This is a genomic window from Pseudomonas sp. TMW22090 (assembly GCF_022496665.1).
GTDB classification, from domain to species: domain Bacteria; phylum Pseudomonadota; class Gammaproteobacteria; order Pseudomonadales; family Pseudomonadaceae; genus Aquipseudomonas; species Aquipseudomonas gregormendelii.
Window position 1 is genome coordinate 523,520 of record NZ_SCFH01000001.1, and the last position, 12,733, is coordinate 536,252.

A 12,733-nucleotide genomic window follows, 5' to 3' on the forward strand; every position below is an offset into this window, starting at 1 on the left:
ATGCGCTATTCAGGCTTGACCCAACGCATCGCCGGTGAAGGCGCCGCGGCCTGGCAGATTCATAATCGCGCGCTGCAAATGCGCGAAGAGGGCGTCGACGTACTGCTGCTGTCGGTTGGCGACCCGGATTTCGATACACCCCGGCCCATCGTCCAGGCCGCTATTGATAGCTTGCTGGCGGGCGACACCCACTACTCTCAGGTGCGGGGCAGTCGGGGTTTGCGAGACAGCATTGCCCAGCGTCATCGGCGTCGAAGTGGGCAGGTGGTGGACGCCGACCATGTGATCGTGATGCCCGGCGCGCAATGCGCGGTGTACTCGGTCGCGCAATGCCTGCTTGATCCAGGCGACGAAGTGATCGTCGCCGAGCCGATGTACGTGACGTATGAAGGGGTGTTCGGCGCGTGCGGGGCCAAGGTGATGCCGGTGGCGGTGCGTCCAGAGAACGGCTTTCGGGTTGATCCTGCCGACGTGGCAGCCCGTATCACCCCCAGGACCCGGGCGCTTTTACTCAACAGCCCGAACAACCCCTCCGGCGCCAGTTTGTCGCTGATGATCTGGCAGGAGCTGGCGTTGCTGTGTGTGCGACACGACCTTTGGTTGATCAGCGACGAGGTCTACGGTGATCTGCTGTACGAGGGTGAACATATCAGCCCGGCCAGTCTGCCGGGCATGGCCGAGCGTACAGCGACCATCGGCAGCCTGTCCAAGTCCCACGCCATGACCGGCTGGCGAGTGGGTTGGGTGATCGGCCCCAAACGCTTGAACGATCATCTGGAGCATCTCTCGTTGAGCATGCTGTTTGGCATTCCGGAGTTCGTGCAAAAGGCGGCGCAACGGGCGCTGGATGAAGACCTTCCGGAGGTGGCACTGATGCGCGATGAATATCGTCAGCGCCGCGACCTGGTGTGTACGAGCCTGAACCAATGCCCGGGTATCCGGGCCATTCAGCCCGATGGCGGAATGTTCGTGATGGTCGACGTGCGCCAGACCGGGCTGTCCGCCCAGCATTTCGCCGAGCGGCTGCTGGAGGGGTATGGCGTATCGGTGCTGGCGGGCGAGGCGTTCGGGCCGAGCGCGGCGGGGCATATCCGCATCGGGTTGGTGGTGGACCAGCGCAAACTGGCGGATGCCTGTCGAAGGATTGCGCTGTGTGCAATGGACCTTCTGGAAGCGCGTCGAGCCTAATAAAGGATCGCTGCCTCCAGCAGCTCGGATGTACGTTACCGTAGGAGCTGCCGCAGGCTGCGATCGTTTGATCTTAATCTTTCCAGACCGAAGGATTCACCAGATTGGCCGGCCGCTCACCCGCCAGGGCGGCCAACAGATTATCCACCGCACAACGAGCCATCGCCTCCCGTGTCTCATGGGTCGCCGAGCCCATGTGCGGCGTTGCCACCACGTTATCCATCTGCAACAACGGCGAGTCGAGGTTCAGCGGCTCACGCTCGAACACATCCAGCCCCGCCGCGCGAATCCGCCCCGAACTCAATGCCTCGATCAACGCCGCTTCATCCACGACCTTGCCTCGGGAGATGTTGATGAAGATGCTTTGCGGGCGCATCTGGGCAAATTCCTCGGCGCCGATCAGTCGCTCGGTTTCAGCCGTCAGCGGTAGCGTCAGGCAGATGAAGTCCGCCTCTTGCAACAGCTCGCCCAGGCTGCGGTATTGCGCATTGAAACGCTGCTCTACCGCCGGTTTCGGCGAGTGGCTGTGGTAGATCACCGGCATGCCGAAACCGCAATGCCCACGCTGGGCCAGTGCCTCGCCGATGCGGCCCATACCGATGATGCCCAGGGTTTTGCCGTGCACGTCGCTGCCAAAATGCGCGGGGCCGAGGTTACGACTCCACTGGCCTGCTCGAACCATGTTCGCCAGTTCGACTACACGTCTGGCGGTCGCCAGAATCAACGCAAAACCGGTATCGGCGGTGGTTTCGGTAAGCACGTCTGGCGTGTTGCTCAGCAGGATGCGTCGCTGGGTCAGGTAGTCGATGTCGTAGTTGTCGACGCCCACCGAGACGCTGGCGATGGCTTCAAGGTCGGGCGCCAGATCCAGCAACTCGGCATCCAGCTTCAGGCTGGCACCGAGCAAACCGTGGGCTCGGGGCAGGGCATCGCGCAATCGGGCGAGGCCATCGGCGTCGAGACTTTCGATCAGCGTCACTTCGGCTTGTTCGTGCAAACGAGCCATCAGCGGCGCCGAGAGTTTCTTGTATAGAACAACCTGCTTTTTCATTGTCGTCATCCAGTCAGGAATGTGCGGCGGTGCGGGTTAATGCGACCGTGGGCCGCTCCCGGTCACTGGCGCCGGGCTTGAGGAAAATAGTCAGCACCACCGAGAGCATCAGCGCGCCGCTCATCAACAAGTAAGACGCGCCGGGCGAACCCGTGGAACTGTTCAGATAGCCGACCAGGTAGGAACCGCCGAACGAACCAAGGGCGCCCATGCTGTTGATCAGCGCCATGGCGCCGCCCGCCACGTTAGCCGGGAGGATTTCCGGGATGATCGCGAAGAATGGTCCGTAAGGCGCGTACATGCAGGCACCCGCAATCACCAGCAGGGTGTAGGACCACCAGAAATGTTCGGCGCCCAGGGCGTAGGAGCCATAGAAAGCGAACGAGGCGATCAGCAGTGGTGGCCAGACGAAGCGTTTACGTTTTTGCAGTTTGTCCGAGGCCCAGGACACCAGCAACATGCCGATGACGGCGGCCAGGTAGGGCAGCGCCGACAGCCAGCCCGCTTCGACCATGTCCATTTGTGCACCGGCCTTGAGGATTGACGGCAGCCACAACACGAAGCCATAGACGCCGATGCTCCAGCAGAAGAACTGCAACGCGAGGATGATTACCCTTGGCGAGCGAAAGGCTTCGGCATAGTTTTTCACCGCCTTGATGCCGACCTGTTCGGCCGCCAAGGCGCTTTCCAGGTCATGTTTTTCCTGGTCACTGAGCCATTTGGCCTGGGCCGGACGATCGTCGGCCAGGCGCCACCAGATGAACGCCCACAGCACCGCAGGCAAGCCTTCGATGATGAACATCCAGCGCCAGCTGTAGTGCTGTACCAGATAGCCTGAGACCACCGACATCCACAGCATGGTCACCGGGTTGCCGAGGATCAGGAAGGTGTTGGCCCGCGAGCGTTCGGCGCGGGTGAACCAGTGGCACAGGTAGATCAGCATCGCCGGCATCACCGCGGCCTCGACTACGCCGAGCATGAAGCGGATGACGATCAACCAATAGGCATTGGAGACGATTCCGGTCAGGGTTGCCAGGCTGCCCCAGAGGATCAGGCTGACGAAAATCAGTTTCTTCACGCTGTGTTTCTGCGCATAGATCGCCCCCGGTACCTGGAAGAAAAAGTAGCCGAGGAAGAACAGGGCGCCGAGCAGGGAGGACAGGCCCGGGGTAATCATCAAGTCGGCGGCCATGCCGGAGGCGGCGGCGAAGCCGTAGTTGGCGCGATCCAGGTACGCCAGGCTGTAGGTGATGAACACGATGGGCATGATGTACCACCAGCGGCGGGTGGCGAGGGTTGCGGTTTTCATGGTGGTGCTCCTGAGCTTGTTGTTTTTGTCGCAGCAGGTAACGAATTCGGAATCTTCAGTGAATGGTCAGGCCTTATCGCGAGCAGGCTCGCTCCCACAGGGCATTTGGGTTGGAACCCTATCCAGTGCTGGAGCCAGCCCGCTCGCGACGGCGGCCTCTAACTCAGCGCTCATCTCGGCCCGGGTAGGCAACCCCTCCATATCCCCCCGACTCTGCACCGCCCGGCTGCCAACCCAGTTGGCCCGCTTCACGGCCTCGGCAAAGCTTTGGTTTTCCAGCAAGGCGCTGATCATGCCCACGGCAAAGCCATCACCGGCACCCACCGTGTCGACCACTGCCTGCACCGGCACGCCGGCGACAAAACCCTGATCCTGATGAGTCCGGTAATAGGCACCGTGCGGGCCCAGCTTGATCGCCACAGCCTCTACGCCCTGGTCGAGGTAAAAAGCAGCGATATCGGCAGGGTCTTCGAAGCCGGTGAGCAACCGGCCTTCGCTCAAGCCCGGCAGCACCCAATGGGCGAGGGCAGCCAGGCGGTTGGTTTCGGTGACCATCTGTTGCGTGCTGGCCCACAGGCTCGGCCGCAGATTGGGGTCGAACGATACGCTGCGTCCTGCATCGCGCATGCGTGTCATCAATTCCAGCGACAGTTGCCGTGCGCTTGCTGACAGGGCCGCAGGAATACCGGTGGCGTGCAGGTGCCGGGCGTTCAGCAATTGGGGGACAATCGACTGCGGGGACAGGTGACTGGCGGCCGAACCACGGCGGAAATACTCCACTACCGGATCGCTGCCGTCCTCGGTGCGGGACTTGAGCTGGAATCCGGTCGGGTGCGCGACATCAATGTCGACATGACGGCAGTCCAGTCCTTCCTTTTCAAGCGTGTCGATCACGAACCTGCCAAGTGAATCGGCACCGACCCTGCTCAGCCAGGCCACTTTGAATCCAAGCCGCGACAAGCCGATGGCGACGTTGCTGTCAGCACCGGCGATGCGCTTGTGGAACCGGGTGATGCTGGCCAGGTCGCCGGGTTCTTCGGCGACAAACATCGCCATGGTCTCGCCAAACGACAGGATATCGATCTCAGACATGAGCGCTCTCCAGTCGCGATTGACCCAGGCGGGCGAGGGCGGCGACGTGTTCGCCGGTGAGTTGCGCGAGGTCGTCGCCCTGGAGTGGATACTCCACCGCCCGCATGACGCCCTGGGGCATGTGGCGAAGCAGTTGTTCCCATTGCTGCAGATCCGCCGGGGCGGGCGGGGTGGCAATCAGTTTGCCATCGGCCCGGCGCGTCACGGCCTTGCAGTGCACGTAGCCGACGTGACGACCGAGCATTCGAGCGGCGCTTGCAGCGCACTGGTCCTGCCAGTGCCAGTTGCCGATATCGAAGGTCATTCTGATGGGCAGTTGGTGTTGCTCCACTTCGCCGAAAAAGCGCTGAAAGGGTTCGATGCGGCCTCCGTGCAGGGTCTGGTCGTTTTCTACCAGCAGTTGCACGCCGCAGTGGCCCAGGGTACGGGCCAGACCTTGCAGGTCATTGTTATCAGTAAAATAGCCCAGCGAGACTTTCAGCCATTTGGCGCCGAAGGCCTGGGCGCTGTGAAGGGCTGCAGTCAACGCGGGATTAGGGTTTGAATGGCCCGCCAGCCATAGCTCGATGGGTGAGGAGTAGATGCTTTCCAGGCCATGGTTGGAGGTGGCTTGGGCCAGTTGCGTGGCGTGTTCGTGGGTCAGTAATTCCTCACGCCATTCGATGTGGGAAGCACCCGCGGCGGCGAGGATTTCGATGAAACTGCCTTGGCCGCGCTGGCGTACCAGTTCGGCGCCGTAGCTGGAAAGGCTGATGGAGACGGGGGATTTTTTCATTGTTATTTACCTCTGAAACCGGTTTCATTTTTAGTCAAAAAAATCGTTTCTGGCTGGTGCGCAGATCCCCTGTGGGAGTGAGCCTGCTCGCGATGAAGCCTGCTCCATCACCGAGAACTCCCGAGCGTCGAGCCCCGCACGATCAACTGCGCCGGAAAATCCAGCGTTCGAACCGGCCCAGCCTGCCCCCGCAGTCGCTTGAGCAGGCACTCGAATGCACTTGCTCCAATTTGCGCGGTCGGCTGGGCGAGGGCGGTAATGCCACTGCCCACCAGCGGGTACCAATCCAGGTCGTCCAGGGCAATCAAGCCCACATTCGCAAACAGATCGCACTGCAGTTCCCGCAGTGCGTGGGTGCTGGCCAGTGCCGCAATACCGTTGGCGCAGAAGAGCGCTTTCGGGCCGGGGCCAGGAGCGTCCAGGAAAGCCTTGAGATGAGCCGTGAGTTGGCTGCCGGTTTCGATAATCGTGCCTCGCAGTGAAGGCCGCTGGGCGATCTGCGATTTGAAACTGCTGCCGCGCTCGATACGCGAACTGGTGCCGTCATATGGCTCGGTCACCAACAGTACATCGCGATAGCCCTGAGCTTCGAGGTGCTCGATGGCCATCTCGACCGCCTGCGAGTTATCCAGCCCGACCATGTCGCTTTCCAGGTGCTCGACCTTGCGATCCACCAGCACCAGGGGCATTTCCCGATGCAGTTCGTGCAATTCGTCGCGGTGATGGCCCAGGGTGTTCACGATCAAGCCTTCGATGTTGTACGAACGTAACAGGGCCAGGTGTTGACGCTCCTGTTCGTCATCGCGATCGGTATTGCACACCACCAGGCTGTAGCCGTGCTGACGGCAGGCGGTTTCCACCCCGTGCATCACGGCAATCGAATAAGGGTTGCGGATGTCGGCCACCAGCATGCCAATGAGGCGCGTGCGTCCGCGCTTCAAGCCACGGGCCATCTGGTTTGGGCGGTAGCCCAACTCGGCAATCGACTGCTCGATGCGCAACGCAATGGCATCGGAGAGCAGGGCGCGGTCTTCGCCAATGAATCGCGACACACTGGCCTTGGAAACCCTGGCGTGTTCAGCGACATCAAGCATGGTCACGCGGCTGCGCTGGGCGGCGGAAAAGTCGTTCACGGGTTGAGAACCTTGTTATTGGATTTATAAGGTTGGCGCTTGGCGCTGAAACCGGTTTCAGGAAACACCAGGATTATGCCCCGCGTCAAGCCCCTGGCAGAATGTTCGTCGCCTTTTACCCGAACAATCCCGCCGCGATATTGATCGAAAAGCCCAATATCGCGGTATTAAATACAAATCCGACCAACGACTGCGCCAGCACGATCTTGCGCATATCACGGGTGGCGACACCCACATCGGCGGTCTGCACCGCCACGCCGATGGTGAACGAGAAGTACAGGAAATCCCAATAGTTGGGCGTGGTCAGGCCCTCGGCGAATCGCAGTGCCGGGTCCTTGCCGCGCCAGGTGTAGAACAGGCGCGCGTAATGCACGCTGAATATCACGCCGATCAGCAGCCATGAGCCAATCACGGTCAGCGCAGTGAAGCCGTAGTGCAGCAGTCTGGTGGTGGTTTCCAGTTGCTTGCTGCCCGCCAGTTCGAAGGCGATGGTGGCCAGGCTGGCGATGGCGGCGATGCACACCACGAGCAGCACCAGGCCGGCGTTTTCATCTTCGACTTCAGCGATGCGCTTTACGTCAGGCGCTTTGGCGCGGGCGGTGAGCCAGAGCATCAGCACCAGGTAAGTCCAGACCCCGGCATTCCAGCCAAAGAGGATTTTGCTGATGATCGAATCGGCGGGAGCCAGGATGCCCACCGCGATGCCGAGGGTGGCAGCGGCGGACAGGCGCGGGTGGGTGCGGGCTAGGAAGGGCATAGCGGCTCACTGTAGCAGGACGTCAGTGCACCATAGCGCGGTCCTGTTGCAGGAGCGAGCTTGCTCGCGATGGTCGTTAACGATGACGCTGGGAGCCTGACACCCAGCAGCGTGCTTGCGTTCATCGCGAGCAAGCTCGCTCCTACAACGGGGGGCGGCTACAGCTCCTTATGGCGCTTGCGCACAAGCTTCATCACCACCACAAAAAACACCGGCACGAACAACACCGCCAGGGTCGCGGTGATCATGCCGCCGATGACTCCGGTGCCGATCGCTTGCTGGCTGGCCGAGCTGGCGCCGGTGGCGATGGCCAGCGGCACGACGCCGAGGATGAACGCCAGGGACGTCATCACGATCGGCCGCAATCGCAGGCGTGCGGCTTGCAGTGTCGCGTCGATCAGGTCGTGACCTTCGTCATACAGGCTCTTGGCGAACTCGATGATCAGGATCGCGTTCTTCGCCGACAGGCCGATGATGGTGATCAACCCGACCTTGAAAAACACGTCGTTAGGCATTCCGCGCAAGGTCACGGCCAGTACCGCGCCCAGCACGCCGAGCGGTACGACCAGGAGCACTGAAGTCGGGATCGACCAGCTCTCGTACAAGGCCGCCAGGCACAGGAACACGATCAGCAAGGACAATCCTAAAAGGATCGGCGCCTGGCTTCCGGACAGCCGTTCCTGCAGCGACAAACCGGTCCATTCCTGGCCCAGACCCGCAGGTCCCAGCGCAACCAGGCGCTCGATCTCGGCCATGGCTTCGCCGGTGCTGTGCCCCGGCTTCGGTTCACCGGAAATGCTGATCGCCGGGTAGCCGTTGTAACGGGTCAGTTGCGCCGGGCCCTGGGTCCATTTGGCCTCGACGAAGGCCGACAGCGGCACCATTTTCCCGGCGTTGTTGCGCACGTGCATTTGCAACAGGTCCGCCACCTGGCTGCGCTGATCGCCTTCGGCCTGGACCACCACCCGTTGCATGCGCCCCTGATTGGGGAAGTCGTTGACGTAGCTGGAGCCGACGGCGGTGGACAATACATTGCCGATTTCGGCGAACGACACGCCCAGGGCGTTGGCCTGCTTGCGGTCGACGATCAATTGTACCTGCGGTGCCTCGGCCAGGGCGCTTTCGCGCACGTTCATCAGGATCGGGCTTTTGTCTGCTGCCTCCAGCAACTCGGTGCGTGCCTGCATCAGCGTGGCATGACCGAGGCCGCCACGATCCTGCAGGCGGAACTCGAAACCACTGGAAGTGCCCAGGCCGTCCACCGGTGGCGGCAGCACCGAGAACGCCACGGCGTCCTTGATCTGGCTCAGGGCGATGTTGGCCCGGTCGGCAATCGAGCTCGCCGAATCGTCGCTGCCGCGTTCGGACCAGTCTTTCAACGTGGTGAATGCCAGCGCCGCGTTCTGCCCGCTGCCGGAAAAACTGAAGCCGAGGATCACCGTACTGTCGCCCACTCCCGGCTCCTTGGCGTTATGCGCTTCGATCTGCTCGACCACTGCGACTGTACGGTTCTTGCTCGCACCCGGCGGCAGTTGTACGTCGGTGATGGTGTAGCCCTGGTCCTCCACCGGGAGGAACGAGGAGGGCAGGCGTACGAAGCAAATACCCAGGGCGATCAGCAGCACGCCGTAGATCAGCAGATAGCGCCCCGTACGTTTGAGCGCGTAAGCGACCCAGGCTTGATAACGTTCGGTCAGTTGCTCGAAACGTCGATTGAACCAGCCGAAGAAACCGCGCTTTTCATGATGTTCACCCTTGGCGATCGGCTTGAGCAAGGTCGCGCACAGGGCCGGGGTTAAGGTCAGGGCGAGGAACGCCGAGAACAGGATCGAGGTGGCCATCGACAGGGAGAACTGCCGGTAGATCACCCCGACCGAGCCCTGCATGAACGCCATGGGAATGAACACGGCCACCAGCACCAGGGTGATGCCGATGATCGCCCCGGTGATCTGCTGCATCGCCTTGCGCGTCGCTTCCTTGGGCGACAGGCCCTCGGTGACCATGATGCGCTCGACGTTCTCCACCACTACGATGGCGTCATCGACCAGGATGCCGATGGCCAGCACCATGCCGAACATGGTGAGCACGTTGATCGAGAAGCCCAAAGCCAACATGGTGGCGAAGGTGCCCATCAGCGCGACCGGCACTACCAGGGTCGGGATGAGCGTGTAGCGAATGTTCTGCAGGAACAGGAACATCACCGCAAACACCAGCACCATGGCTTCGACCAGGGTGTAGACGACCTTGGTGATCGAGACCTTGACGAAGGGCGAGGTGTCGTAAGGGATCTTGTATTCGACGCCTGCCGGGAAATACCGCGCCAGCTCGTCCATCTTGGCCCGCACCAGGGTCGCGGTTTTCAGGGCGTTGGCGCTCGGCGCCAGCTGCACGCTGACGGCGGTCGACGGCTTGCCGTTCAGGCGGGTGCCGAACTGGTATTCCTGGCTGCCGATTTCCACCCGGGCGACATCGCCGATGCGCACGGTGGAACCGTCGGGATTGGCCTTGAGCACGATGTCGGCGAATTCTTCCGGGGTCGAGAGCTGGCCTTTGACCAGAATGGTTGCAGTGATTTCCTGGGTGCTGCGGGTCGGCAAGTCGCCGATGCTGCCGGCCGAGACCTGGGCATTCTGTGCAACGATGGCAGCGTTGACGTCAGCTGGGGTCAGGTTGAAACCGATCAGCTTCTGCGGGTCGATCCAGATACGCATGGCCCGCTCGGCACCGTATAACTGCGCCTTGCCGACGCCGTCCAGGCGCTTGATTTCGTTCATCACGTTGCGCGCCAGGTAATCGCTGAGCGCAGTCTCGTCGAGCTTGCCGTCGCTGGAGGTCAGGGTGATCAACAGCAAAAAGCCGGAGGACACTTTTTCCAACCGCAAACCCTGCTGGTTCACCGCCTGGGGCAGTCGAGATTCGACTACTTTCAAGCGGTTCTGCACGTCGACCTGGGCCAGCTCCGGGTTGGTGCCGGGCTGGAAAGTGGCCTTGATCGTCGCGCTGCCCAGGCTGCTCTGGGACTCGAAATACAGCAGATTGTCGGCGCCGTTGAGCTCTTCCTCGATCAGGCTGACCACGCTCTCGTCGATGGTCTGCGCCGATGCACCGGGGTACACGGCATAGATTTCCACCTGCGGCGGCGCGACGTCGGGGTACTGCGCCACCGGCAACTGCGGGATGGCCAGGGCGCCCGCCAGTAGAATGAACAGGGCGACTACCCAGGCGAAAATCGGGCGATCGATAAAGAACTGCGGCATAAAAAAGCGTCCTGCTTACTGGCCAGAAACCTGGGCAAGTGGAAGAGGGGTGTCGTCGATCTGGACTTTCTCACCGGTACGGGCGTGCTGCAGGCCTTCGATGACGATGCGGTCGCCCGGCTTCAGGCCACCGGTGACGATCCAGCGATCGTTCTGCACGGCCCCCAGTTCAACCGGCTGCTGGCCGACGCGCTGTTCGCCATCGAGCAACAACACCTGGGCCACGCCGGCGCTGTCGCGCTGGATGGCCCGCTGCGGCACGCTGATGCCCTGCTGGTCGATGGCCTGTTCCAGGCGCACCCGCACGAAACTGCCGGGCAACAAATCGAGATCCGGGTTGGGGAATTCGCTGCGCAGGGTGATCTGGCCGGTGCCCGGGTCCACCGTGATATCGGTGAACAGAAGCTTGCCCGGTAGCGGGTAGAGGCTGCCGTCGTCCTGGATCAGCGTAGCCTTGGCCTGGCCCTGACCTACCTGTTGCAATTGGCCGGAGCGAAACGCGCGGCGCAGGTCGTTGAGCTCGCGGGTCGATTGAGTCAGGTCGGCATGGATCGGGTTGAGCTGCTGGATCAATGCCAGGGGCGTGGTTTCGTTCTGCCCCACCAGGGCGCCTTCCGTGACCAGGGCGCGGCCGATGCGACCGGAAATCGGTGCAGTGACTGTGGCGTAGCCAAGGTTGAGGCGGGCGCGCTCGACCGCGGCCTTGTTGCCGGCGACGTCGGCGGCAGTTTGCCGCACGGCGGCCCGGGCGTTGTCATAATCCTGGCCGCTGATGGCGTTGCCTTCCACCAGCTGGGCGTAGCGCTGCTCCTGCAAGCGCGCCTGGAACGCGTTGGCCTCGGCCTTGCGCAGCGCAGCCTCGGCGCTATCGAGGTCAGCCTTGAGCGGCGCCGGGTCGATACGAAACAGTACGTCCCCCTGCTTGACGTCGCTGCCTTCGCGAAAGGTCCGTTGTAACACCACGCCAGGGACCCTGGCGCGGACCTCGGCCATGCGCGGCGCGGCAATCCGCCCGCTCAGTTCGCTGGTAATCGACAGTGGCCGCGCCTCGATGGTTTCGATGCGCACGGTAGCCAGTGGCGCGGTCTCCTCGGCGATCGACGACTTGTCACAGGCGCTCAGCGTCAGCGCAAGTGCAATCAGACTGAGCCTGGCGAGCAGTTTCTTCGACATGTATTACCCCAATAGTGACCCCCCGGCATCCTACGGGGAGGGGGCGAGAGTAGCGGTGAAGCTTTGTACGTGCAGTGTGAAATTGTGTAAGGGTTTTACTCAGGAGTGGGTGATGGCGTATATCCTGCAGGCCTTGATTCCTATTGCGTCTGTCATGCCGCCTCCGCGAGCAAGTCCGCTCCCGCAGTGGATCTGTGGTGTACACAGGATTTGTGTCCAACGAGAATCCCTGTGGGAGCAAGGCTTGCCCGCAATCGCCATCTCACAGTCGCCACCGTACTTTCTGGAAACACCCATGCCCAACATCCTCCTGGTCGAAGACGACACCGCGCTCGCCGAACTGATTGCCAGCTACCTGGAACGCAATGGCTACTCCGTCAGCGTGATCAGCCGTGGTGATCATGTGCGCGAGCGCGCGCGGCTCAATCCGCCGGATCTGGTGATCCTTGACCTGATGCTGCCGGGGCTCGATGGCTTGCAGGTCTGCCGCCTGCTGCGCGCCGACTCGGCGACCTTGCCGATCCTGATGCTCACCGCCCGGGACGACAGCCACGACCAGGTCCTGGGCCTGGAAATGGGCGCCGACGACTATGTCACCAAGCCTTGTGAGCCCCGAGTACTGCTGGCCCGGGTGCGCACGCTGTTGCGCCGCAGCAGCCTGGGCGAGCCGCAGACCGCCAACGACCGGATCCTCATGGGCAACCTGTGCATCGATCTGTCCGAGCGCACCGTGACCTGGCGTGGGCAGCTCGTGGAGCTATCCAGCGGCGAGTACAACCTGCTGGTGGTACTGGCCCGGCACGCGGGCGAAGTGTTGAGCCGCGACCAGATCCTGCAACGTCTGCGTGGCATCGAGTTCAACGGCACCGACCGTTCGGTGGACGTGGCGATTTCCAAGCTGCGGCGCAAGTTCGACGATACCGCCGCCGAGGCGCGCAAGATCAAGACGGTGTGGGGCAAGGGTTACCTGTTCAGCCGCTCCGAGTGGGAATGCTGAA

10 protein-coding genes are annotated in these 12,733 nt (G+C 62.2%); 2 read left to right on the forward strand and 8 right to left on the reverse strand.

Translation table 11 applies throughout. From position 1 onward, the window contains the following. Complete coding sequence (locus tag EQV97_RS02475) at positions 1-1,188, forward strand: aminotransferase class I/II-fold pyridoxal phosphate-dependent enzyme (RefSeq protein WP_225570045.1); 1,188 nt, start codon at positions 1-3, stop codon at positions 1,186-1,188. 73 nt (positions 1,189-1,261) lie between these two features. Here the strand turns inward: EQV97_RS02475 and EQV97_RS02480 are convergent, their stop codons facing one another. The 8 genes from EQV97_RS02480 to EQV97_RS02515 all read right to left on the reverse strand — a co-directional run bounded on the left by EQV97_RS02480 (position 1,262) and on the right by EQV97_RS02515 (position 11,735). Next, positions 1,262-2,239 (reverse strand): D-glycerate dehydrogenase, encoded by a 978-nt coding sequence (locus tag EQV97_RS02480; RefSeq protein WP_122840597.1) that lies wholly within the window; start codon positions 2,237-2,239, stop codon positions 1,262-1,264. A gap of 13 nt (positions 2,240-2,252) precedes the next feature. After that, positions 2,253-3,548, reverse strand: a complete 1,296-nt coding sequence (locus tag EQV97_RS02485; RefSeq protein ID WP_122840596.1) for an MFS transporter — start codon at positions 3,546-3,548, stop codon at positions 2,253-2,255. A gap of 66 nt (positions 3,549-3,614) precedes the next feature. Continuing rightward, positions 3,615-4,640: a sugar kinase gene (locus EQV97_RS02490; protein WP_240888310.1), complete on the reverse strand. Its 1,026-nt coding sequence runs from the start codon at positions 4,638-4,640 to the stop codon at positions 3,615-3,617. Continuing rightward, entirely contained in the window at positions 4,633-5,415 is a 783-nt protein-coding gene (locus EQV97_RS02495; protein ID WP_240888311.1) for a TIM barrel protein, read from the reverse strand. The genes EQV97_RS02490 and EQV97_RS02495 overlap by 8 nt, the downstream gene beginning before the upstream one ends. Positions 5,416-5,522: 107 nt before the next feature. Then, a complete protein-coding gene (locus tag EQV97_RS02500) occupies positions 5,523-6,548 on the reverse strand; it encodes a LacI family DNA-binding transcriptional regulator (protein ID WP_346769709.1) in 1,026 nt (341 codons plus the stop codon). Between the two features lie 115 nt (positions 6,549-6,663). Beyond that, on the reverse strand, positions 6,664-7,305 hold the full coding sequence (locus EQV97_RS02505) for a DUF1345 domain-containing protein (protein WP_122840592.1): 642 nt from the start codon (positions 7,303-7,305) through the stop codon (positions 6,664-6,666). Positions 7,306-7,463: 158 nt separating this feature from the next. After that, a complete protein-coding gene (locus EQV97_RS02510) occupies positions 7,464-10,562 on the reverse strand; it encodes an efflux RND transporter permease subunit (RefSeq protein WP_240888312.1) in 3,099 nt (1,032 codons plus the stop codon). A 15-nt stretch (positions 10,563-10,577) separates the two neighbouring features. Continuing rightward, the gene (locus EQV97_RS02515) at positions 10,578-11,735 is read right to left on the reverse strand and encodes an efflux RND transporter periplasmic adaptor subunit (protein WP_240888313.1); all 1,158 of its coding nucleotides are present in this window, start codon (positions 11,733-11,735) and stop codon (positions 10,578-10,580) included. 295 nt (positions 11,736-12,030) lie between these two features. On the opposite strand from EQV97_RS02515, the gene EQV97_RS02520 reads away from it, so the two are divergent. Beyond that, complete coding sequence (locus tag EQV97_RS02520; protein ID WP_045058331.1) at positions 12,031-12,732, forward strand: response regulator transcription factor; 702 nt, start codon at positions 12,031-12,033, stop codon at positions 12,730-12,732. The last annotated feature ends 1 nt before the right edge of the window (position 12,733 follow it).